The 22,447-nt window shown below is 71.3% G+C and carries 17 protein-coding genes and 1 riboswitch; of the genes, 10 read left to right on the top strand and 7 right to left on the bottom strand.

The genetic code is table 11. From position 1 onward, the window contains the following. Positions 1-13 precede the first annotated feature (13 nt). The 3 genes from pta to VZF99_RS13420 all read left to right on the top strand — a co-directional run bounded on the left by pta (position 14) and on the right by VZF99_RS13420 (position 5,223). The gene (gene pta / locus VZF99_RS13430; protein ID WP_407335038.1) at positions 14-2,311 is read left to right on the top strand and encodes a phosphate acetyltransferase; all 2,298 of its coding nucleotides are present in this window, start codon (positions 14-16) and stop codon (positions 2,309-2,311) included. Then, entirely contained in the window at positions 2,308-3,519 is a 1,212-nt protein-coding gene (locus VZF99_RS13425) for an acetate/propionate family kinase (RefSeq protein WP_182634446.1), read from the top strand. Before pta ends, VZF99_RS13425 begins: the two co-directional genes overlap by 4 nt. Before the next feature lie 180 nt (positions 3,520-3,699). Next, positions 3,700-5,223, top strand: a complete 1,524-nt coding sequence (locus VZF99_RS13420) for a hypothetical protein (RefSeq protein WP_407335037.1) — start codon at positions 3,700-3,702, stop codon at positions 5,221-5,223. A gap of 49 nt (positions 5,224-5,272) precedes the next feature. On the opposite strand, the gene VZF99_RS13415 is transcribed toward VZF99_RS13420, so the two are convergent. The 3 genes from VZF99_RS13415 to VZF99_RS13405 form a co-directional block, all read right to left on the bottom strand. Then, positions 5,273-7,786: a tetratricopeptide repeat protein gene (locus VZF99_RS13415; RefSeq protein WP_407335036.1), complete on the bottom strand. Its 2,514-nt coding sequence runs from the start codon at positions 7,784-7,786 to the stop codon at positions 5,273-5,275. Beyond that, entirely contained in the window at positions 7,783-8,808 is a 1,026-nt protein-coding gene (locus tag VZF99_RS13410; RefSeq protein WP_407336134.1) for a glutamate ABC transporter substrate-binding protein, read from the bottom strand. The genes VZF99_RS13415 and VZF99_RS13410 overlap by 4 nt, the downstream gene beginning before the upstream one ends. An 80-nt stretch (positions 8,809-8,888) precedes the next feature. Then, the gene (locus VZF99_RS13405; RefSeq protein ID WP_407335035.1) at positions 8,889-10,601 is read right to left on the bottom strand and encodes a hypothetical protein; all 1,713 of its coding nucleotides are present in this window, start codon (positions 10,599-10,601) and stop codon (positions 8,889-8,891) included. 163 nt (positions 10,602-10,764) lie between these two features. Between VZF99_RS13405 and VZF99_RS13400 the strand changes: the two genes are divergently transcribed. Beyond that, positions 10,765-11,775: an NUDIX domain-containing protein gene (locus VZF99_RS13400; RefSeq protein WP_407335034.1), complete on the top strand. Its 1,011-nt coding sequence runs from the start codon at positions 10,765-10,767 to the stop codon at positions 11,773-11,775. A gap of 159 nt (positions 11,776-11,934) precedes the next feature. Next, a complete protein-coding gene (locus VZF99_RS13395; protein ID WP_407335033.1) occupies positions 11,935-13,833 on the top strand; it encodes an alkaline phosphatase D family protein in 1,899 nt (632 codons plus the stop codon). An 18-nt stretch (positions 13,834-13,851) separates the two neighbouring features. Here VZF99_RS13395 and thiE read toward each other — a convergent pair whose 3' ends face one another. Then, positions 13,852-14,613, bottom strand: coding sequence for a thiamine phosphate synthase (gene thiE / locus VZF99_RS13390; RefSeq protein WP_407335032.1), 762 nt, complete (start codon positions 14,611-14,613; stop codon positions 13,852-13,854). A 40-nt stretch (positions 14,614-14,653) separates the two neighbouring features. Here thiE and thiO point away from each other — a divergent pair, with 40 nt between their 5' ends. The 3 genes from thiO (at position 14,654) to VZF99_RS13375 (ending at position 17,090) form a co-directional block, all read left to right on the top strand. Further along, positions 14,654-15,901, top strand: a complete 1,248-nt coding sequence (gene thiO / locus VZF99_RS13385; RefSeq protein ID WP_407335031.1) for a glycine oxidase ThiO — start codon at positions 14,654-14,656, stop codon at positions 15,899-15,901. Between the two features lie 153 nt (positions 15,902-16,054). Beyond that, positions 16,055-16,255: a sulfur carrier protein ThiS gene (thiS, locus tag VZF99_RS13380; RefSeq protein WP_017836465.1), complete on the top strand. Its 201-nt coding sequence runs from the start codon at positions 16,055-16,057 to the stop codon at positions 16,253-16,255. Positions 16,256-16,319: 64 nt separating this feature from the next. Next, entirely contained in the window at positions 16,320-17,090 is a 771-nt protein-coding gene (locus VZF99_RS13375) for a thiazole synthase (RefSeq protein WP_119192778.1), read from the top strand. Between the two features lie 56 nt (positions 17,091-17,146). On the opposite strand, the gene VZF99_RS13370 is transcribed toward VZF99_RS13375, so the two are convergent. Continuing rightward, positions 17,147-17,800 (bottom strand): DUF1707 domain-containing protein, encoded by a 654-nt coding sequence (locus tag VZF99_RS13370; protein WP_407335030.1) that lies wholly within the window; start codon positions 17,798-17,800, stop codon positions 17,147-17,149. Positions 17,801-17,887: 87 nt separating this feature from the next. Between VZF99_RS13370 and VZF99_RS13365 the strand changes: the two genes are divergently transcribed. Both VZF99_RS13365 and VZF99_RS13360 read left to right on the top strand, forming a co-directional pair. After that, the gene (locus tag VZF99_RS13365) at positions 17,888-18,802 is read left to right on the top strand and encodes an ABC transporter ATP-binding protein (protein WP_407335029.1); all 915 of its coding nucleotides are present in this window, start codon (positions 17,888-17,890) and stop codon (positions 18,800-18,802) included. Beyond that, positions 18,799-19,563, top strand: a complete 765-nt coding sequence (locus VZF99_RS13360; RefSeq protein WP_407335028.1) for an ABC transporter permease — start codon at positions 18,799-18,801, stop codon at positions 19,561-19,563. The genes VZF99_RS13365 and VZF99_RS13360 overlap by 4 nt, the downstream gene beginning before the upstream one ends. A 285-nt stretch (positions 19,564-19,848) precedes the next feature. Here VZF99_RS13360 and VZF99_RS13355 read toward each other — a convergent pair whose 3' ends face one another. Further along, positions 19,849-20,472 (bottom strand): hypothetical protein, encoded by a 624-nt coding sequence (locus tag VZF99_RS13355; RefSeq protein WP_185950907.1) that lies wholly within the window; start codon positions 20,470-20,472, stop codon positions 19,849-19,851. Positions 20,473-20,586: 114 nt separating this feature from the next. Further along, the gene (gene thiC / locus VZF99_RS13350; RefSeq protein WP_407335027.1) at positions 20,587-22,293 is read right to left on the bottom strand and encodes a phosphomethylpyrimidine synthase ThiC; all 1,707 of its coding nucleotides are present in this window, start codon (positions 22,291-22,293) and stop codon (positions 20,587-20,589) included. Continuing rightward, a riboswitch (TPP riboswitch) is annotated at positions 22,291-22,405 on the bottom strand. (Overlaps the previous gene by 3 nt.) Positions 22,406-22,447 lie beyond the last annotated feature (42 nt).

Raw genomic sequence — 22,447 nt, 5'->3', positions numbered from 1 at the left:
TCACAATGCCCCCGTGCCCGAATCCCTTCCCCCCGAGTCCGTAGCGTCCGACACCCTCGCGTCCGAACCCCGCGCCTCGGGGTCAGGCGATCCCACCGGGGCCGAGTTGTCCGACTCCGACGTCGCCGCACTCTCGATCCCGTCCCAGTCGGGCGGTGAGCCGCTCTCCTCGTCCGCGGTCTACGTCGTGGCCCCCGAGGGCGACACGGGCAAGTCGACCGTCGCGTTGGGATTGCTGCGCATCCTGGCCGGGACCGTCCAGCGGGTCGGGGTGTTCCGCCCAATCACGGTCGCGCCCCGTCCCGCCGGTCCCGGCGTCGAGGACGAGGAACCGGTACGCGACCGCATCGTGGAGATGCTGCTGCAGCACACCACCGTGGACCTCGACTACGAGGACTGCATCGGCGTGACCAACATGCGCGTGCACTCCGACCGCGACGCCGCCCTGAGCGAGATCGTGCACCGATATGAGGCGGTGGCCCGGCAGTGCGATGTCGTGGTGATCGTCGGCACCGACTACACCGGGGTGCCCAGCCCCACCGAGTTCGACTTCAACGCCACGATCGCCGTGAACCTCGGCGCCCCCGTCTTGCTGGTGCTCCGCGGATCCGACCGCACCCCGGCCGAGATCGGCACCAACGCCCGGCTCACCCTCGAGGAGCTGCGTGTCGAGCACGCCCACCCCGTGGGAGTCGTCGTGAACCGGTGCGATCCCGGCGCGCTGGAGGAGATCCGGGCCGAGCTCGGTTCGCTGGACGTACCGGCCTGGACGCTGCCCTCCCAGTCGCTGCTCACCGCGCCCACGATGGGTGAGCTCATGGAGGCGGTCGACGGCGAGCTCTACTCCGGCGACCCGGCCCTGCTCGACCGCGAGGCGATGGCCGTGATGGTCGGCGGCATGACCGGTGACCGGATCCTGGAGCGACTGGTCGACGGGATGGTCGTCATCGTCCCCGCCGACCGCACCGACGCGGTCCTGGCGATCCTCGCCGCACACGCCGCCGAAGGCTTCCCCTCGCTGGCCGGGATGATCTGGAACGGCGGGGTCAGGCCGAACGCGGCGTTGGACAGGCTCGTCCGCGGGATGCGCTCCACCCTCCCGATCATCTGCACGGGTCACGGCACCTACGACACCGCCCGTCTGGCCGCCGAGACCCGCGGGCGCGTGTTCTCGGGCTCGGGGCGCAAGGTGGAGACCGCGCTCAGCCTGATGGAGAAGCACGTCGACACCGAGGAACTGCTCGCGCCGCTGCGGGTCGACGCGCCCGACGTGATGACGCCGCAGATGTTCGAGCACCAGCTCCTCGAGCGTGCCCGCGCCGACAAGCGCCACATCGTGCTCCCCGAGGGCGACGACGACCGCATCCTGCACGCCGCCGGCCGACTCCTGCGGCGCGACGTGGCCGACCTGACGATCCTCGGTGACCCCGAGGCGATCCGTCGGCGTGCCGACGAGCTGGGCATCGACCTGAGCGGCGCGACACTGCTGGACCCGCGGACGAGCGAGCACGCCGATCGGTTCGCCGATGAGTATGTCGAGCTGCGCAAGCACAAGGGCATGACCCCGGACGTGGCCCGTGACCGCATCCTCGACATCTCCTACTTCGCCACGATGATGGTGCACACCGGGCTCGCCGACGGCATGGTCTCCGGCGCAGCCCACACCACCGCGCACACCATCCGCCCCGCCCTGGAGATCATCCGGACCCGCCCCGGCGTGAAGACGGTCTCGAGCGTGTTCCTCATGTGCCTGGCCGACCACGTACTGGCGTTCGGGGACTGCGCGGTGGTGCCCGACCCCACCGCCCAGCAGCTCGCCGACATCGCGGTGTCGTCCGCCGAGACCGCCTCGCGGTTCGGGATCGACCCGCGTGTGGCGCTGCTCTCCTATTCCACCGGGGACTCCGGCAGTGGGGCCGACGTCGACAAGGTGCGCGAGGCGACCGCACTCGTGCGGTCGCGGATCGCCGAGGCGACCGAGGGTGATCCGGCTGCCGGCCTCGTCGTGGACGGGCCCCTGCAGTTCGACGCCGCCGTCGACCCCACCGTCGCGACCAAGAAGATGCCCGACTCCCCGGTCGCCGGCCGGGCCACCGTCCTGGTGTTCCCCGACCTCAACACGGGCAACAACACCTACAAGGCCGTACAGCGGACCGCGGGCGCGGTCGCGATCGGCCCGGTCCTCCAGGGGCTGCGCAAGCCGATCAACGACCTGTCCCGCGGTGCGCTGGTGGAGGACATCGTCAACACGGTCGCCATCACCGCAGTCCAGGCGCAGGGCGTCGGAGACCTCCAGGGAAGCGACTCATGACCCGCGTGCTCGTCATCAACTCCGGCTCCTCCTCCCTGAAGCTGCAGATCCTCGACACCGCCGTCGAGGGTGAGTTGGCCTGGGCGCTGGTCGAGCGGATCGGTGAGCCCGTGGGCACGCTGACCGTTCGCCGCAGCGACCTGGCCGGTGCCGGTGCGGAAGAACGCACCGCGGAGGCGGAGTTCCCGGACCACACCGCCGCGCTCGGTCACGTACTGGAGTTGGCGAAGGAGCTGCACGTCCATCCCACCGACCTGGGGGTCGAGGCGATCGGCCACCGTGTGGTCCACGGCGGGCCGGCCTTCCACGAGCCGGTCGAGGTGACGCCGGAGGTGGAGGCCGACATCGAGAAGCTCGAGGTGCTCGCCCCTCTGCACAACCCGGCCAACCTGCGTGGCATCCGGGTGGCCCGCGACCTGCTGCCGGGGCTGCCGCACGTGGCCGTGTTCGACACCGGGTTCTTCCACACCCTGCCCGCCGCCGCCCACACCTATGCCATCGATCGCGAGACGGCACGCGAGTGGGACCTGCGCAGGTACGGCTTCCACGGCACGAGCCACGAGTTCGTCTCCCGCCGCACCGCCGACGTCCTGGGCCGCCCGTACGGCGAGCTCAACCAGATCGTCCTGCACCTGGGCAACGGGGCGTCGGCGTCCGCTATCGAAGGTGGCCGCGCCATGGATACGTCCATGGGTCTGACGCCCCTCGAGGGACTGGTCATGGGTACACGACCCGGAGACCTCGACCCCGGCCTGATCATCCACCTCATCCGTGACCGCGGCATGTCGCCCGAGGATGTCTCGACCCTGCTCAACCGCCGGTCGGGGCTGGAGGGTTTGTCGGGGGCGCGCGACTTCCGCGAACTCCTGACGCGGGTCGACGATGGCGACGAGGACGCCACGCTGGCCTACGACGTGGTGATCCATCGCCTGCGTCGCTACATCGGCGGTTATTGGGCGGTCCTCGGCGACGTGGACGCGATCACGTTCACGGCAGGGGTGGGGGAGAACGTCGCACGCCTGCGGGCCGATGCGCTGTCGACCATGCGCGGCTGGGGAGTGGAGATCGACGCCGAGGCCAACGAGAACGGCACCGGCGAGCGGGTCATCTCCACCCCGGGCAGTCGCGTGACGGTGCTCGTGGTGCCCACCGACGAGGAACTGGCGATCGCGCGGGCGTGCGACGAGGTGCTGGGCCTGGGAGGATAACCCCGTCCATATTTGCTAAGAACAACTTTAGTTATAGAGTGCGGGGTGATCCCCGGCATCCGAGCCCGGGCTGGACAAAGTCGGACGATGCCCCACGCCTCACCCTCCTCTCCGGACGACCGGCCCTCGCACGGGCCGCCTCCCGGCCCGACGCAGGGTTGGCCCAGGAGTCGCGGGATCGTGCCGCTCATCCTGGCGGCGGTCGCCACCCTGGTTCTGGGCGGGGCGTCCGTGGCTCAGGAGGTGACGGTGCCGGCCCTCGATGCCCGCGCCGATCTGGAGTTCTCGCTGGACGGTTCCATCTGGACGGACGCCCCGGATCTCGCTCTCGGTTCGTGGGGTTGCGACCCGGCCGGTGGGCCCGGGGGTTCCGCTCCGCCCGCAGGCCCCGCTCCGCCCGGGGCGAGCGCCAGCATCCCCGACGTGGACCCGTGCGCGATGCTCCCCGGCGAATCCGTCGACCGCACCTATCACGTCCGCAATGCGGCCGACTCCGGCCGCACCGGCCGGTATGCGGTCGGAGTCGGTGACTTCGTGGTGTCGGAGGGCGCCGAGTTCGCGGTGCGGTCGAGCATCACCGGCGCGGCAGTCGCCGACTCGGGGACCGTGATGCTGTACGGCGCGGGTACCGGCCAGGCCGGGGGCTCTCCGGCCCGCGGCGCCACGGTGGCCGCCCTGGAACTGGGGCCGGGGGAGTCGGCGCGAGTGGTGGACGAGGTCTCCGTTCCGCTCGACGCCCCCAACAGTGCGCAGCGGCAGAGTGTCAGTCCGAGGATGTGGGTGTCGTTCTCCGACGTCGACGGCCTCGACCGCGACGGCGACGGACTGCCCGACACCACCGAGGACCTGATCGGCACCGATCCGTCCGACCCGCTCAACCGGCTGCCCGACGTGACCGTGGGACAGGAGTACGGGCCCGAACGATTCCTCCCGACCCCGCCCGAGGGCACCGTGCTCGACGTGGTCACCGACACGCTGCCGCCCGGCATGCGACTCGAGGACGGGGCCCTGACCGGTACTCTCACCCGCGCCGGTACCTACGACATCTCGTTCTCGGTCACCATGCCCGGAGGGGCCACCTACACCTCTGTCCGGCGCGTGGTGGTCCACCCCACCTCCGGCGGCGGTTCGACGGACCTGCCGGACATCGTGTGGCCGGTCATCGTCGGGGGCGTCATCGGTGTGGTGATCGGTGTCTTCGGCCCCGCCCTGGGCTCCCTCGCCGGCCCGGGTTCTCTCGCAGGCTCGGCCGGCGATTCCACCGGCAGCACCTCGGAAGGAGGGTCGGAGGGCTCGGCCAGCGGCGTGCCGGCCACCTCCACTGCTCCCAGCCCGGACCGGTCCCATCCCGACGGCCCCGGCGCCTCCGACGGCCCCCACCCGCCGGACGGTGCGGACGACGCCATTGATTCGCGCCTCACCCGTCCCGTCACCGGCGAGGGCGACGCCACCGGCCGGGTCGCGGAGAGTGCGGTGACACCGCGCGAGGGGGCGCCGTCGGACGCGTGGATCCGCGCCAATTCGGAGGTCCGCGGGTCGCTGGCCACCACCGGCGTCAGCGGGGCCGAGCTCGTGCTGTGGGCGCTCACAGCGGCGGCGGCCGGCGCGACGCTCATCCTGTTCGCCCGGCGACGCCGCCGCCACGATGACCCGGCCCTCGCCACCGACCCCGCTCTCGACCACGCTCTCGACCGCGAGGGCTGAGCCGCCCGGCCCGGTGGGAGCGCCCGAGGCCGGTGGAACCCCCGCGGACTCAGAACAGGGTGCGTGGACGGATGCTGTTGGCCTGGTCGACGAGCCTGAACCGCTGCTGACGGGTCTCCGTGGACCGCGCGAGGGTCCGCAGGACGGTCTCCGCGCCGGAGCGCAGCCCGAACTCGGTGAACGGCACGCCGCGCATGAGGGGGGACGGGGACGGCTCGTTGCCCGGCAGCTGCACCCAGGCGAGTGCGGTGGTGAGCACGGTGAGCCGGATCTGGAACGCGCGGTGTTCACCGGCGGACAGATTGGTCACACGGCGGGCGGCCTCGCGGAGGTGGGACTCCTCGGTCTCGTCGAGCGGGCGGCCCTGGCACAGCAGGAGGATCGCGGTGAGGTTGGCCAGCGCCGAGTACCGGGAGTTGGGCGGGACGCGGTCGAGCTCCTCGATGGCGGACTTGACCTCGCCACGACGCTGCAGTTGGCGCGCCAGCCCGAACGCGGAACTGATCACCGACCGGTCGACCGACCACACCGTGCGGTAGAAGTGTTCGCTCGAGCGTGCCCAGCGGGCCCGGTCGCTCTCGGGGCACACGTCGAGGATTAGTTCCGCCGTCGCGGCCAGGGCCAGCTTGGGGCCGTTCTCGCCGGGCATGGCCGAGAGCACCCTCTGGAACTTGGGATACGCCCCGACGGGGTCGCCCTTGAGCAGGTCGGTCACGCCGTCGTACCAGACCAGCCGCCATTCGGCGGGCATCCGGTACGCGTTCTCCTCCAGCAGCGCCTCGGCCGCGGCGAGATCGTCGCTCTCGAGGTAGGCGCGGGTGAGTGACATGATTACGCCGACGCTCTCGTGGGCCTCGGACTCGGTGTCGGAATACAGTTCGAGGAGGGTGTCGATCCGCTGCTCGACCGAGGTGTACGAGGTCGCGGCGAGAATGCGGCCGGCGGGGTCGGAGGCCTCCATGAGCGGCACCGGCAGGGCGTCGACCAGTTCGGACCCGGTGAGCGTCGTGTCGCGGGCGCGGCCGTCGACGAGGAAGTCGGTCGGCTCGACGGTGAACAGCGTGCCGAAGGTCGATCGCTGGGGTGAGAACACCGAGGAGAACGCCGGGTGCGGGACCCCGGTGCGCAGCGCGAGTACTTCCCGCAGGACGCCCATGAGCTGGTTGGCCATCCCGTTGGCACTGCGGAACCGCGAGTCGGGTTCCTCGTGCGTCGAGCGCAGGAGGAACCGGTACAGCGAGTCGTACCGGCTGAACACCGGTTCCTCCATCGGGGAGGGGATGCCGTCGGCGTAGCGGCCGTCGACCACGGGGAGCCGCACGATGAGCGAGGCGAGGGTGCGACCGACGGTGTACAGGTCGGAGGCGATGGTGGGCCCGGTCCGGGGGATCTCCGGGGCCTGGAAACCGGGGGTGCCGTAGATGTGCCCGTAGTCCCCGACGCCGGACACCGCACCCATGTCGATCAGTTTGACGTGGTCCTCGGTGAGCATGATGTTCTCGGGTTTGAGGTCGTTGTAGACCAGTCCCACCGAGTGCAGGTAGGAGAGCGCCTGCAGGACCTCGAGCACGTAGGCGATGGCCTTCTCCACCGGCAGCACCCGTCCGGGTGCCGCTCGTCGGACGTCGCGCAGGCTGGGGCCGCCGACGTACTCCATGACGATGTACCCGCCATGGGTGGGCGACGTGGCCCAGTCGTCGTGGATGAAGTTGTAGATACGCACGATCGACGGGTGGGACAGTTCGGCCAGGATCTCCCGCTCGGCGACGGCGACCTCCTGGGCCTCGGCCTGGTCGGCGTGGAGCAGGCCTTTGAGGACGACCCAGCGGTCGGACACGTTGTGGTCGACCGCCAGGTAGATCCAGCCCATCCCGCCGTGGGCGAGCGCACCGCGGACCTCGTACTGGTCGGCGACGATGTCTCCGGGCCACAGTTCGGGCCGCGGCAGCCTGCCGTCGGAGGCCGCGCACTCGGCCTCGATGTCCTCCGGCTCCAACATGGCCGAGGTGGGGTCGACGGGGATGATGTACGGCAGATCGACCAGACCCTCGGCGGCCTGGCTCGGGCGGTCCTCCGGCTTGTCGGGGTGCCGCATGCGGAACGGTGCCGAGGTCGACCGGTCGCCGGTAATCACCTCGCCGGTCCGGGCGGAGGACCGCGCGCCGGGGACGGACTCGGTGCGGGACTCGGGATCATGACTCCGCCCCGCGCCCGCCGCGCCCGCCGCGCGCGCCGGGCCCGCCCGGCCCGGGCTGCTGCCGCCACCAGGGTCGGTGTCGGCGAGGAACCCGGTCATCGACGCCGCGCCGGTGGCCTCGACCGCCCCGGTCTCCGCCATGCTTCCCGAATGGACGTGCGGGCCCGTGGCCTCGAGCTGCCCGGTCGCCCCCATGGCCCCGGTGGCTTCCATGGCGCCCGTGGCCTCCAACGCGCCCGTCGCCTCGGTCAGTCCGGTCGCCGTGGCGGCCTCCGTCACCGCCACCGCCTCGGTCCGCATCGTGGCCTGCGTACCGACGCTGGGTTCGCCCTCCTCGAGCGGGTCGTCCCACTTCCGGTAACTCATCGCTGCTCCTCCGGCACATACCTGGGCACCGGCATCCCGGGGTTGGGCCCCAGCCCGGACAACCACGTCGAGTACATGCGGTTCCACGTGCCGTCCGCGCGGATCCGTTCGAGCGTGGAATTGACCTGACGGACCAGCCCGTCGGTGTTGTCGCCCGGCGTGGACTTGGCGATGCCCACCCCGTACGGCTCCGCGTCGAGCTGCGGCCCCACGATCTCCAGGTACGGGTCCTGCGCGGTGATGCCCACGAGAATCGCGTCGTCGGTGGTGATCGCGTCCACCTGGTTCTGCTGGATGGCCACGAGGCAGTCCGCCCACGTGTTCACCGACAGCACCGTGATCCGATCCAACTCCTCCCACAACCGCGACGCCGACGTCGTCCCGGCGGCCACGCACACGCGCTTGCCCTCGAGGTGTTCGATCTCCGTGATCCCCGACCCGCGCACCGCCAGCACCCGCTGGTAGGCCTGGTAGTACGGCACCGAGAACGTCACCCGCTCGCGCCGTGCGCACGTGATGGACATCGACCGGATCACCACGTCCACCTGGTCGTTCTCCAGCGCCTCGAGCCGGTTCGACGACGTCAGCGACCGGAACTCCACCTGCCGCGGATCGCCGAAGATGTCCGCGGCGATCTCGCGCGCCAGGTCCACGTCGAAGCCGGTGAGTTGGCCGCTGGCCGGGTCGCGGAAGGAGAACAGGTTGGAGCCCTGGTCCAGTCCCACGATCAGTCGACCCCGCTCGAGGATCCGCGGCACCCTCTCCGCGGGGGTGGCGTCGTTCGGCCGCAGACTGGGCAGGGGATCGCAGCTCTCGTCGTTCTCGTCGGGCAGGCCGGCGGGGACGTCCGTGCTGATCACCGCGCCGGCGGGAAGCGGCATCACCGCGTCGATCTCCGGGATCCCCGCCCCGGGTATTCCGGCCGACTCCGCGGTCGCGTCCCGTTCCGGCCCGCCGGCGCCGGGGCCGCCCTCGTCGTCGTCGACCCCACACGCCGCCCCGAACGCCAGGGCCGCCACCATCACGCCCCCGAGCGCGACCCGCCTCGCCCGGCGCCGCGCGCCGTGTCCCCGCGCGCCCGACCCGGTCCGCACCCCCGCCGTCACAGGTACTCCCTGATCCTCGGCGCGATCCCCACGACCACGGCGAACGCGGCCAGGGTGGACAGCGCGATGATGAGATCGGGCCCGTTGGAGGAGGTGCGGCGGGCGTTGTCGATGCGCGTACGCAGGGTGTCGCGGGCCTCCTCGATGGCGTCCTGCATGGACTCGTCGAACTCCTCGAACGCGGCCCCCGAGTCGCCCTCGCTCTGGCCGGAGGAGATGGTGATCGCGCCCTGGTAGTCGCCCTGTTGGTACAGGGAGTCGGCGCGGTTCTGGGCGGCCATCCAGGCGTCGAGCGCCTCGATCGCGTCCGTCACCGCACCCTGCGAGTCGAGGTTGATGCGCCCGGAGGAGTCCGCGTCGTCCTCGTCGTCGAGGTAGACGGTCAGGGTGTCACGCACGTTGCCCAGGGTGGTCGCCCGCTCGGCGGCCGACCCTTCCGGATCGGTGCGCCGCACCAGGTTGAGCGTCTCCTGCGCGCGCACCTTCTGGGCGTTGATGCGCTGGCGGGTGAGCTCGTTCATCGGTGCCGCGCCCTCGGACAGGCCCTTGGCGTTGTCATTGGCCGCGAGGAACCCGGCGATCATCGTGAGCAGGAACGTCGCCACCATGAGCAGCGAGCCCAGGGCGAGCGCCGGGTTGAACCGCCGCCCGGTGAGTCGCCACAGCCACTGTTGCAACAGCAACAGCACCGCGATCGCCAGCCCCAGCAGGAAGAACGACCCCCATGGCGGCGACGACCACTCCCTGTCCGACTGTCCCACCGACGTGGACTGCCGGTCGTACAGGTCCGCGGCGGCGGGCAGGATCGTGTCCTGCATCAGCGTCGACGCCGACGCCAGATACGCCGAGCCGACCGGATTGGCCACGCGGTTGTTGGTGCGCGCCGTCTCCACCAGGCCGGTGTAGGTGGCCAGCTGGGCGTTGATGAGGGCGAGCTGTTCGATGGACTCGGTGTCGGTGCGGTCGAGGCCCTGGGAGGCGGCGATGATCGACGACGACGAGGTCGCGATCGCCTGGAGGTAGCGTTCGCGCAGTTCCGCAGGCTCGATACCGCCGGTGATGAACGCGGTGTTCGCCGCGGAGTCCGCGATCGTCAGGGAGCTGTACAACGTCTGCGACGCGTTGGCGACGGGCTCGACCTCGGCCAGCAGCGTCTCGTGATAACTCTGCCGCTGGGTGATCGTCGAGGACGCCACGATCCCGCCCGTGAGCACCGTGATGATCGCGAGCAACGCGAAGACGGACATGCGGCCCGGCGTGGTGAGCACGTCGTTCCAGAAGCGGGCGGCGCGACGACGGACCGGCCGGCGGGGTTGGAGGGTGGATGACGACTCGCCACCCGAGCCGGGCGTTGGCGTGAGCGTGGAGGCGGAGCCGGGCCGGGAGCCGGAGGCCGACGTGGAGGCGGAGCCGGGCCGGGAGCCGGAGGCGGGTGAGGCGCTGGCCCGGGGAGCGGAGCCGGCCGGTGACGCGGCACTGGACTGCGCGGAGCCGGGCTGGGGTGCAGAGTTGGGTCGGGATGTGGAGTCGGACTGGGACGCGGAGCCTGACTGGGACGCGGACGCAGGCGTGGCCCCGGCGGCGGACGCCGCGGGCGTCGATGCCGACGTCGACCCGGCCGGGGCGCCGCCCACCGGTGCGTCGCCGGGTGCGGGCGTGTCGGCGGCCGCACCGCGGGCGCGGCGCAGCGAGAAGGTTCGGGCGCGCATCTGCTCGCTCACCTCCCCGGTCTCCGCCCGCCGAGCCGACGATCCGACGGGAGTGTCTCCCAGGTTAGTGAAGTGGCGGCGCGGAGTCGGGCAGACTGGTCGACGAGGACTCAAGGTTCCGCCCGATCCGGGGGTGGACGGGTCCAGGGGAGGTGGACGACCGGTGGCGGCGAGCGAAGGTGACGGCAACGGCTGGGTGGTGTCCGACGAGGGCGATCGCCGGTGGGGTCGGTTCGGTGCCGCCGGGCTGCTCCTGCGGGCCGCCGACCCGTCCGATCCCGACACCCCGCTCGTGTTACTCCAGCACCGCGCCGTGTGGACGGCCTCGGGCGACACGTGGGCGCTGCCGGGTGGTGCGCGGGACTCGTACGAGGACGCGCCCGTGGCGGCGCTGCGCGAGACGGAGGAGGAGGCCGAGATCCGGCCCGCCGACGTGGTGGTCCGCGCGCAGGTCGTGACCTCCCGCATGCCCGGGACCGTGTGGCACCGGCCCGGGCTCGACCTGCGGCACGCGGCCGAGCTGCTGAGCCGGCTGCGGCCCGACCAGCGCCACGACGAGCTGCCCGAGAACCCGTCGGGCTCCGCCCGCCCACGCGCCATCCCGCCGCTGGTCCAGGAGTCGCCCGACGCGGTGGAGTGGACGTACACCACCGTCATCGCGGACGCCCCGCGCGCGCTGGAGACCGTGCCCAACAACGAGAGTCTCGAACTCCGCTGGGTGCCCGAGACGCTGGTGGCCGAGTTGCCGCTCATGCCCGCGTTCGCCCACGCCTGGGCGAACGGGCTGCGCACCGACCCCGTCGAGCTGGTCGTGGACGTGGCCAACGTGCTCGGCTCCCGCCCCGACGGCTGGTGGAAGGACCGGGCCGGCTCCACCTCGCGACTGCTCGACGACCTGGGTGCCGGGATGCCCCGGACCCTCGAACTGCCGGGGGGGTTCGGCTGGGTCGCCCGCGCGCACGCCGTCATCGAGGGCGCCGCCAAGGCCGCCGAGCACGAGGGCCCGCTCGTCGTCCACCGCGCGTCCGGGTCCGGCGACGACGCGATCGTCGATCTGGCCACCGAGCTGGATGGCGGGCCCCGCCGGGTGGTGGTGGTGACGGCCGACCGGGGACTGCGGGACAGGCTGCCGGGCGACGTCGTCGTCGTCGGACCCCGCGCCCTCCTCGGGTAGCACGCGCGCACGCCGGCCCGGTCCCACCCCGGTCCCGCCCCGGCCCCGCCCCGGTCCGACCCCGGTCCCGCCCCGGTCCCGGCCCGGTTCACCGGGTCCACCCGACCTGACGGGTCGGATCCGCGCGCCGCACCGCCCCGCGGGTGCACACTGGAACGCATGACCCTGCCCCCGGAGATCCTCGTCGGCCCGATGCTGCGGTACGTCGACAGCACCGACGCCACGGTGTGGGTGGAGGTGTCGGCGCCGTGCGAGGTGACCATCCGTGCCGGCGACGAGGTGGTCACCGAGCGTTCGTGGGGCGTGCACGGCCACCACTTTGCGGTACTGCACCTGTGCCGGCTGCCCGAGGGCGAGATGACGCCGTACGAGGTGTCGCTCGATGACCGGCTCGCCTGGCCCGTCGACCCGGGTCGGCCCAGCGTGATCCGCACGCCTCGCGCCGACGACACGGTGCGGCTGGCGTTCGGGTCGTGCCGGCGTGGGGAGAGCCAGACCCCGGTGGCGCTGCGCAGGATCGGTGCCGACGCACTGGTCGCCCTGGCGCACCGCATGGCGCACACCCCGCAGGAGGAGTGGCCGGACGCGATGCTCCTGCTCGGCGACCAGGTGTACGCCGACATCCCCAGCCGGGAGATCTCCGAGCGGCTGGCCGAGCGTCGGCGCGCGGGCGGTGGCCCGCAGTCGGTGCGGGACTCTGCCGGCGCCGGGGGAGACCGCGACGTCTCCGACGAGATCTGCGATTTCGAGGAGTACTCCTGGCTGTACCACGAGTCGTGGCGTGACGCGGATGTGCGCTGGTTGCTGTCGACGGTGCCGAGCTGCATGATCCTCGACGACCACGACCTTCGCGACGACTGGAACTCCTCCCACGCGTGGCGTCGCGAGATGACCGCCCAGCCGTGGTGGAGCGACCGGGTGATCGGCGCGTTCGGCAGCTACTTCGTCTACCAGCACCTGGGCAATCTCGCCCCCGACGAGCTGGAGCGAAACGAGATGTACCGGGCGTTGCGGTCCGCCGGTTCGGACGCGGAGAGGGAGTCGCTGCTGGACGACTTCGCGCTGTCCACCGACTCCGAGCGCCGCACCGAGCAGTGGAGCTTCAAGCGTGACTTCGGTCGGGTGCGGGTGGTGATGCTCGACGTGCGGGCCTCGCGGCACCTCGAGCCCGGGAACCGCCGCGTGATGGATGCCAACGAATGGGAGTGGACGCGCGAGTCCTGCCTGGACGCCGACGTGGACCACCTGGTGATCGGCTCGTCCCTCCCGGCGTTCATGCTGCCGGCCCTGCACAACCTCGAGGGCTGGAACGAGGCGGTGTCCCGGGACCGGCCCGACAAGCCGGCCACCGCGCGGGTCGGCGAGTGGATCCGCCTGGCCGTGGACCTCGAGCACTGGGCGGCGTTCCGCAACAGCTTCGACGACCTGGTCGGCCTGCTCACCGAGGTGGCCGCGGGCGATCACGGGCCCGCGCCCGCGTCGATCCTCCTGCTGGGCGGCGACGTGCACTGCTCGTACCTCGAGGAGGTCGACCTCACCGCCGAGCGGGTGGTGGACTCAACCACCCGCGTCCATCAGCTGGTGATGTCGCCGTTCCGCAATCCTCTACAGAAGTCGATCCGGGCGGTGAACCGTCTGTCGGTCCGGGAGCCCGTGCCCGCCTTGACGCGCCGCCTGGCCCGGGCGGTGGGGGTGCGGGAGCCCGAGGCGCGGTGGCGGGTCACCGACGGACTCTGGTTCGACAACGGGGTGATGACCCTCGTACTGCGCGGCCGCCGCGCCACGGTGCAGGTCGATCACGCCACCGTCGAGTGGCCCGCGCGCGGACTGGGCAAGGCCCTCACCCTGGTGCCGGGGCTGACGCCGGAGTCATGGGGACGACGACGACGGCGAGAGGGCGATTCGCTGGACCGTAAGCCCCGGCAGGTGTTGCGCAGGACGCTGAGCAAGGAGTTGACGGGGGAGGGCCTGTCTCCGCAGGCAACGGCCGACCGGACGGACGCGGACCGGGGCGGGGCTGGTCCGAGTGGGGCTGTCCGGACCGAGGCCGCGCGCTAGACCGACACCGCCGACCGGCTAGGTCAGGGCCGCGCGGAGTTCGCGGGCGGCGGTGGTGGGGTCGGCGGCGCCGGTGATGGCGCGGACCACCACCACCCGGGTCGCACCCGCCGCCAGCACCTCCGGCAGGTTCGTCGCGTCGATCCCGCCGATGGCGAACCACGGCGTCCCGGCCGACCCCGCAGCCGACCCCGACCCCGCAGCCGACCCCGACCCCGCGGTGGTCCCTGCCGCGTGGCGCACGAGGTCCGGGCCCGGCGCGACGCGGCCCGGCTTGGTCGGGGTGGGCCACACGGGGCCCGTGCAGAAGTAGTCGACCAGCGGGTTCGCCGCGGCCCTGTCGACCTCGTCCACCGCGTGGCAGGACAGGCCGAGCACCACGTCGTCTCCGACGATCCGGCGCGCCCACTCCACCGGCAGGTCGTCCTGCCCGACGTGCAGCACGTCCGCCCCGGACGCCACGGCGACGTCGGCGCGGTCGTTCACCGACAGCAGCGCCCCGTGGGAATCGCACACCTCGCGCATCACCGCCAGGGCCCGCAATTCGTGCCCGGCCTCGAGCGGCCCGAGGTCGCGTTCGCCGGCCGAGTTCTTGTCCCGCAGCTGCACGATGTCGACGCCGCCCGCCAGAGCCGCGGTGACGTCCCTGCGCAGCGCCGGGAAGTCCCCCGACCACCCCTGTTCGCGCGCCTGCTCGTCGAGGTGTCGACGCGCGTCGATGCAGAGGTAGAGACGGGCATAGGCGAGGCGGGCACGGAGGCGGTCGGCGCGGGAGGTCATGGTCACAACCGTAGGCCAGGGCCCCACTAGGCTGGCCGTCATGACCTCCCGCGCCGCCGCCGACGACGACGGCCACCGTCCCGCCGCCGACGACGGCTTCCGCCCCGGTGCCGGTGCCGGTGCCGCTGCCGCCGCCGTGGCCCGGGAGGCCGCGGATAACGGTGTCGCGCGTATCGGGGCCCGGCGGCTGGCCGTGATCGGCGGCTCGGTGATCGGCCTGGCCTGCGCGTGGTCGGCCGCCAGGACCAAGCTGGCCACGGAAGTGGTGATCTACGAGCCCGATGATTCCGGCCCCGACGGTGTGCCCGCCGCGGCCGCGGCGTGGGTGGCCGGTGGCATGCTCGCCCCGTTCAGCGAGGCCTGGCCGGGAGAGGAGGCAGTGTTCGCGCTCGGAGTGGACTCCCTGCGGCGGTGGCCGGACATGCTGGACGCCCTCGAGCCGTACGTCCCTCCCGGCCCGCCGGTCCGCACCGCCACCCACACGCACATGCTGGCCGTGGACGAGGCCGACGCCCGTGACCTCGACATGGCCATGGAGTGGGCCGCCCGCCAGCCGGACTCCACCGACGCCGACCTGCGCCGACTCACCCGGCGTGAGCTGCGCGAGGCCGAGCCGTCCCTGGCCCGCGTCGCCCGCGCCGCCTATCGCATGGACTCCGAGGGAGCCGTCGACAACCGCGTCCTGCTGGCCGCCCTGACCCGCGCCTGCCGCGCCGAGGGTGTGAGGTGGGTGCGCAGCGCGGTGACCTCGCTCGACGACGTCGACGCGGACCGCATCGTCCTGGCTGCGGGTTCCGGGTCCGCCGAACTGGCGGGGCTGCCGGTGCGCCCGGTCAAGGGCGAGGTGCTCCGGCTGCGCGCCCGGCCCGGCTGCGAGGACCCGCCCCGGGGAGTGGTGCGGGCGTTCGTCCGCGGGCGATCGCTGTACCTGGTCCCGCGCGACGGTGGTCTGGTCGTGGGCGCCACGCAGTACGAACACGGCGACGACCGGCAGGTCACCGTCGCCGGGGTGCGCGACCTGCTCGCCGACGCCGAGACGATCTTCCCCGGGATCGGGGAGTACGAGTTGGCCGAGGCGATCGCCGGGCTCCGGCCGATGTCACCGGACAACCTGCCGTTCCTCGGCGCCGACCCGACGGACCCGCGCGTGATCCACGCCACCGGGCACGGCCGCAACGGCATCGCGCTCACCCCGGTGACCGTCGCGGCGGTCTGGGCGGCACTGCACGCGGTGCGCGGTCCGGCGGCGGCGCGTGCGGCCGCTCCCGACCGCTTCGCCCGCGGGTGAGCCCCGGGTGCCGGGCGCCGTGCGGCCCGGGTGCCGGTCGCTGTGGGCCCACCGCATCGACGTCGCCGGGGACCCCGCGCCGGCGACTACGGGCACCCCGCGCAGGCGACTACGGTGGAGACGTACAGCCGCGACCCGGAACTAGGAGGGCCCATGATCGTCACGGTGAACGGGGAGGACCGCACCCTGGCCGACGGCGCGACCGTCCGCGCACTCGTCACCGAGCTGGACCTGCCCGACGAGGGCGTCGCCATCGCCGTCGACGGCGTGGTGGTGCCCAGCTCGGGCTGGGACGACGCCCCGCTCGGTGCGGGCGCGGAGATCGACGTCCTCACGGCGGTCCAGGGTGGCTGACCCGACCGCGACCCCGGTTCACGGCGTCGCAGGGCCGTCCGCGTACTCGTCTGATGTCGCCGCGGTGCTGGACTCGCCACTGGTGATCGCGGGCGAGGAGATCTCCTCGCGGCTCATCACGGGCACCGGCGGCGCCGGCAACCAGGAGGTCCTGCGCGAGGCACTGATCGCCTCGGGCACCGCCCTGACCACCGTGTCGATCCGCAAGGTCGACCTGCGGTTGGGCTCGGACGGACTCGGGCTGCTCGGGATGCTGAAAGAGCTCGACATCCGCCCGCTGCCCAACACCGCCGGCTGCAGGTCCGCCACCGAGGCCGTGAAGACCGCCCGGCTCGCCCGCGAGGCGCTCGGCACCGACTGGGTGAAGCTCGAGGTGATCGCCGACGAGCGCACGCTCCTACCCGACGGGGTGGAGTTGGTGGAGGCCGCAGAGGACCTGGTCGACGACGGTTTCGTCGTCCTCCCCTACACCACCGACGACCCGGTCCTGGCCCGCCGACTGGAGGACGTGGGCTGCGCTGCGGTCATGCCCCTGGGCGCACCGATCGGCACCGGGCTCGGGATCTGCAACCCGCACAACCTGGAGATGATCGTCGAGCGCGCCGGAGTTCCGGTGATCTGCGACGCGGGGATCGGCACCGCCTCCGACGCCGCACTTGCCATGGAACTCGGCTGCGACGGCGTCCTACTCGCCACCGCCGTCACCCGGGCGGAGAACCCGCCGCTCATGGCCGCCGCGATGCGCGAGGCCGTCCGGGCCGGGCACGCCGCCCGCCTCGCCGGCCGCATCCCGAAACGCTTCTGGGCGCAGGCGTCCAGCCCTCCGGTCGACTGAGGCCCTACCGGCCGCCCGACGGCATGCGCGCGACCTGTCCGCCAGCCCGCCGACGGTCAGTCCTCGGTGCGCGGCACCCGCCGCACGCCGATCCCGCCCATGAGCGCCAGTCCCGTGACCCTGATGACCGGGGCTCCGGGCGGGGCCTGGCGGACCGGTCGCGGATCGGGCTTCCAGCTCCCGGACTCCTCGCCGAAGCCCCCCATCAGCCCCAGGCCCTCGATCTCCACATGGATGTCGTCGGGGACGTAGATGTCGATGCCGCCCATGATCGCGAACGCCCGGATCGTCGTCTCGTGGGACTGCAACGAGGCGCCACGCAGGTCGATCTCGATGCCGCCCATCAGCGCGAACGCGGTGTGCACGGAGGGAAGGGTCCACGCCCCCGCCCGCTCGACGCCTCCCATGATCGCCAGCGAGGAGGCGGGCCCGCTGGCCCCGGTGACGCGACGCGCCGGGGCCCCGTGCGGCCGGGTCGCGGGCGTCGAGTCGTGCTCGTGGTGGGCGATCGGCAGGTCGTGCGTCAGCTCGATGAGCTCGGACCGGAAGCGTGCGGCGTACGCCCGCGAGGTCCGGTCATCGAATTCGGCGAGCGTGAGCCTCCCCTCCGAGAAGGACTCCTGGAGGAGCTTGGCGGTGGCGTCGCGCTCGGCGTCGGAGGCGCGGACCGACGGCAGATAGCGATCCGGCTCGGGCGTGGCGTCATCCATGGTCACGAGCCTAGTACTGCACTACCTGTACGCGGGCTGAGTAGGTGGACGCACGCTGCCCGCGCCCCGGCAGGCAGACTGGGGACCATGATCGAGGTACGGAATCTCACCAAGCGCTTCGGCGCCTCCACCGCCGTGGACGACCTCAGCTTCGAGGTCCGTCCCGGCGTCGTCACCGGATTCCTCGGCCCGAACGGCGCCGGGAAGTCCACGACGATGCGGATGATGGTCGGTCTCGACACCCCCACGTCCGGGCAGGCACTGATCAACGGCACCCCGTACCGCGAGTTGGATCGCCCCGCCCACAAGGTGGGCTGTCTGCTCGACGCGTCCTGGACCCACGCCAACCGTTCCGCCGGCGCGCACCTGAGGATGGTCGCCGCGGCGGGCGGGGTGGCCCCGGGCCGCGTCGACGAGGTGCTCGGCCTGGTCGGCCTCACCGACGTCGCCAGCCGCAAGGTCGTCGGATACTCGCTCGGCATGCGCCAGCGACTCGGTCTGGCCACCGCCATGCTCGGCGACCCCGAGGTCCTGCTGTTCGACGAGCCCGTCAACGGACTCGACCCCGAGGGGATCCTGTGGATCCGCCGTTTCATGCACGCGCGCGCCGCAGAGGGCCGCACCGTGCTCGTCTCCTCGCACCTGCTGTCGGAGATGGCGCAGACCGCCCAGGACCTCGTCGTGATCGGCCGCGGCAAGCTGCGCGCGCAGACCTCCGTCGAGGAGTTCCTGGACGCCGCCACATCCTCGGTGGTGTTGCGCACCCCGCACGTCGACGAGTTCACCGCCGCCGCGCGCGACGAGGGCATCGAGGCCACGTTCGACGCGGAACAGGGTGTCTTCCTCATCCAGAACCTCCGCGCGCCGCAGGTCGGCGATGTCGCCGCCAGCCTGGGGATCACCGTCCACGAACTGCACGAGAAGCGGGCGTCGCTGGAGGAGGCCTTCATGGCCCTCACCGACCAGGACGTCGAGTACCACGGTCAGGAGTCCACCCGATGAACCAGCTGAAGTCCGAGTGGATCAAGGTCACCACCACCAAGAGCGCCTACTGGCTGTACGCGATCGGCATCGGCCTGGCGGTGGTACTCGCAGTGGTCATCGGCCAGTTCGAGCAGCCCGCCACAGGGGACCCGATGGCCGGTGCGCCCGGCGGCGGCAGTGACCCGCTGTTCGCGATCCTCGGCGTCAGTGCGTTCACCGTCCTGCTGGCGTGGATCGCCGCGATCGTCGGTGTGACCGGCGAGTACCGCTATCACACGATCAAGGCGACGTTCCTGACGACGCCGTCGCGCTGGCCTGCCATCGTGGCCAAGACCGCCCTGTTCACGGTGCTGTCGATGGTGGTCACAGCCGTCGCGGTGATCCTCGCCCTCCTCGTGGCCGGGGCGCTCTCCGGCAACGAGGGCTGGACCCCGTTCTCCGGAGACGGGCTGACCTACCTGTGGCGTTTCCCCGTCTACGCCGCACTGGGAACGATCGCGGTGACGGGCCTGGCGTACATCATGCGCAACGCCGCCGGCACGATCTCCCTGTTCCTCGTGTGGATACTGGCCCTCGAGGGCATGGTCTCGTTGATCCCGCGGGTCGGCGAGGACATCGCCGCCTGGATGCCGTTCGCCAACGGTGACTTCTGGACCCAGGGAGAGAGCGTCCGCGGGTACATCACGTGGGGCGAGTGGCCGGCGTTCGCCTGGTTCGCGGCCGTGTGCGTGGCCCTCTGGGTCGTCGGGGTGCTGATGACACTGCGCCGGGACGCCTGACCCGGCGGCGAATTCACAGGTCGTTCGTGCCCGACCCTCGATGGGGATTCCGCATGAGTCGGCGACTGCAGGATGCGGGATCAAAGATGACGAGTGGCATCCGATAAATATCGGCGCTGGCCGGGTCTCTTAGATCGCGCTGAGGTGGTGAGGCGTGACGGCAAGCTGAGTCCGACCACGTCGGCACTGTAGCCATGTTCGACCTCCCGGGCGCAGGGTGCGGCGCCAGCGGCCTGCAGACGGGGGCCGTGGCATGGTGACCCCCACCTGGTCAGTTTGTGCCGGTCACTCGCGGGGCTGGCCGTCGAGCCGAACATTCCTTGACCGGGAAAGGAAGTCGTTCGCGAGATATCCGTTGTGGCTCGAGATCCAATTTGAGCGGCTTCGGTCCATGAGCCTCTTGTTCAATCGAGACGCCAGCGCGAACAAGTCTGCGTCGGAGTCAAGGTGATCGTCAAAGACTTCGAACAGTATTTGATGATTGACATCTTGGTCGTCGATCAGCGCTAAGAGATCGATACGCCACGTCCACACTTTCTCGCGTTTGAATCCGCTCGAGGGCGCGGCCTCACAAAAAGGCTCAGCGAGGGTGAGCGCATTGTCGCTCTTCCCCTCGGGGAGGTGAACGTTCACCGCAATCCATGGTCGGTCCTCACCAGAGGAACCGGTGTCGATGTATGCGTAGAGGACTTCGAGACCTCCGGCATTGATGGTGAAAAAGCGGCCACCCCCTCCGGTCTTCGGCAGGGCAGTGCAAGTCCAGTGCGAACCGACGCTCGTCTCGGGCGCCGTAATCGTCTCCGCGAGGTAGAAACCGGCGAATTCCGAGAGCACTGATGACCATGGGTCGCGTCCATATTTTTCGAAACGGGCCAGCTTGTCAGTGTTGAAGTGCCGAGCATCGGTCACTACTACTCCTTTGGGACGTGAGGTTCGAGTGAGTTCACGTTATCGGTCGGCCGGGACAGGGGCTCCCAGCTTGGCGGATTCGGCGAGGCAGGCTGACTGGCCGCGCCGCGCAACTTATGCCCGCGTCATCGGCAGGTAGACGCGGCCACCGAGTTCGGAGAATTCGGCCGACTTCTCCGCCATCCCCGCCTCGATCGCCTCCACCGTTTCCATCCCGTGCTCCGCGGCGTAGTCGCGGATGTCCTGGGAGATGCGCATCGAGCAGAACTTCGGACCGCACATCGAGCAGAAGTGCGCGGTCTTCGCCGGCTCCGCGGGCAGCGTCGCGTCGTGGTACGCCAGGGCGGTGTCCGGGTCGAGGGCCAGGGCGAACTGGTCCCGCCACCGGAACTCGAACCGGGCGGTACTCAGCGCGTCATCGCGGGCCTGCGCGCCCGGGTGACCCTTCGCCAGATCGGCCGAGTGCGCGGCGATCTTGTACGTGATCACGCCGGTCTTGACGTCGTCCCGGTCGGGCAGGCCTAGGTGCTCTTTGGGCGTGACGTAACACAGCATCGCCGTGCCCGCCTCGGCGATGCGGGCTGCACCGATCGCGGACGTGATGTGGTCGTAGCCCGGCGCGATGTCCGTGGCGAGGGGGCCCAGCGTGTAGAACGGGGCCTCCTCGCACCACTCCTCCTCGAGGCGTACGTTCTCCGCGATCTTGTCCATCGGCACGTGACCGGGTCCCTCGATCATCACCTGCACGCCGTGGCTCTTGGCGATCCCGGTGAGCTCCCCGAGCGTGCGCAGTTCGGCGAACTGCGCCTCGTCGTTGGCGTCGGCGATCGACCCCGGCCGCAGACCGTCGCCGAGGGAGAACGTCACGTCGTAGCGGGCGAGGATCTCGCACAGTTCCTCGAAGTGGGTGTAGAGGAACGACTCGCGGTGGTGCGCCAGGCACCACGCCGCCATGATCGAACCGCCACGCGACACGATGCCGGTGACCCGCTTGGCCGCCAGCGGGACATAGCGCAACAGCACGCCGGCATGGACGGTCATGTAATCCACGCCCTGTTCGCACTGTTCGATGACGGTGTCGCGGTACAACTCCCAGGTCAGACGGGTCGGGTCGCCGCCCACCTTCTCCAGTGCCTGGTAGATGGGCACGGTGCCCACCGGGACGGGGGAGTTGCGCAGGATCCACTCGCGCGTCTCGTGGATGTCCCGGCCGGTGGACAGGTCCATGATGGTGTCCGCGCCCCAGCGGGCAGCCCACACCATTTTCTCGACCTCCTCGGCGATCGAACTGGTGACCGCCGAGTTGCCGATGTTGGCGTTGATCTTGGTGAGGAAGCGCTTGCCGATGATCATCGGCTCGCTCTCCGGGTGTCGGTGGTTGGCCGGGATGACCGCCCGGCCGGCGGCGACCTCCGAACGCACCACCTTGACGTCGATCCCCTCCCGCACCGCGATGAACCGCATCTCCGGGGTTGTCAGGCCCGCCCGGGCCCAGGCCAACTGCGTCCGGACGGGAGTGGGGTTCTCCGGCGAGGCGGGGACAGGTCCGGGGTGGGACCACTCGCGGCGGGTCGGCGGGAGGCCCGCGCCCAGGTCATGGCAGTCGGCCGGGTCCGCGTACGCGGTATATGGGCCGGAGGTGTCGTAGACGTCGAACGTCGTGCCGTCGGTGAGCGCGATCCGGCGCACGGGTACGCGCTGGCCGTCACCGGACTCACCGGGCACCTCGAGATGAGCCTTACTGCTGGAATGGATGGGGCCGCACGTCACGGCGTCGATCGGGGTGCCGTCGGTGCCGTCGGCGAATAAGGCTGTGCCCATGGTGTTTCCTGATCTCCCTACGCCGGCATGATCCGGACAGGTTCTACGGTCGACGACCCGGCTGGTCGTCCTCTCAGCCCGCGCATCGAAGCGGACTCCCGTGTGGATGAGTATGTGATTGTGCAGGGGCGAGCGTAACCCGACGAGTAGCATC

Source organism: Dietzia kunjamensis, from assembly GCF_045689975.1.
Classification (GTDB): Bacteria; Actinomycetota; Actinomycetes; order Mycobacteriales; family Mycobacteriaceae; genus Dietzia; species Dietzia kunjamensis.
This window is presented reverse-complemented; position numbering and strand designations above follow the sequence as displayed.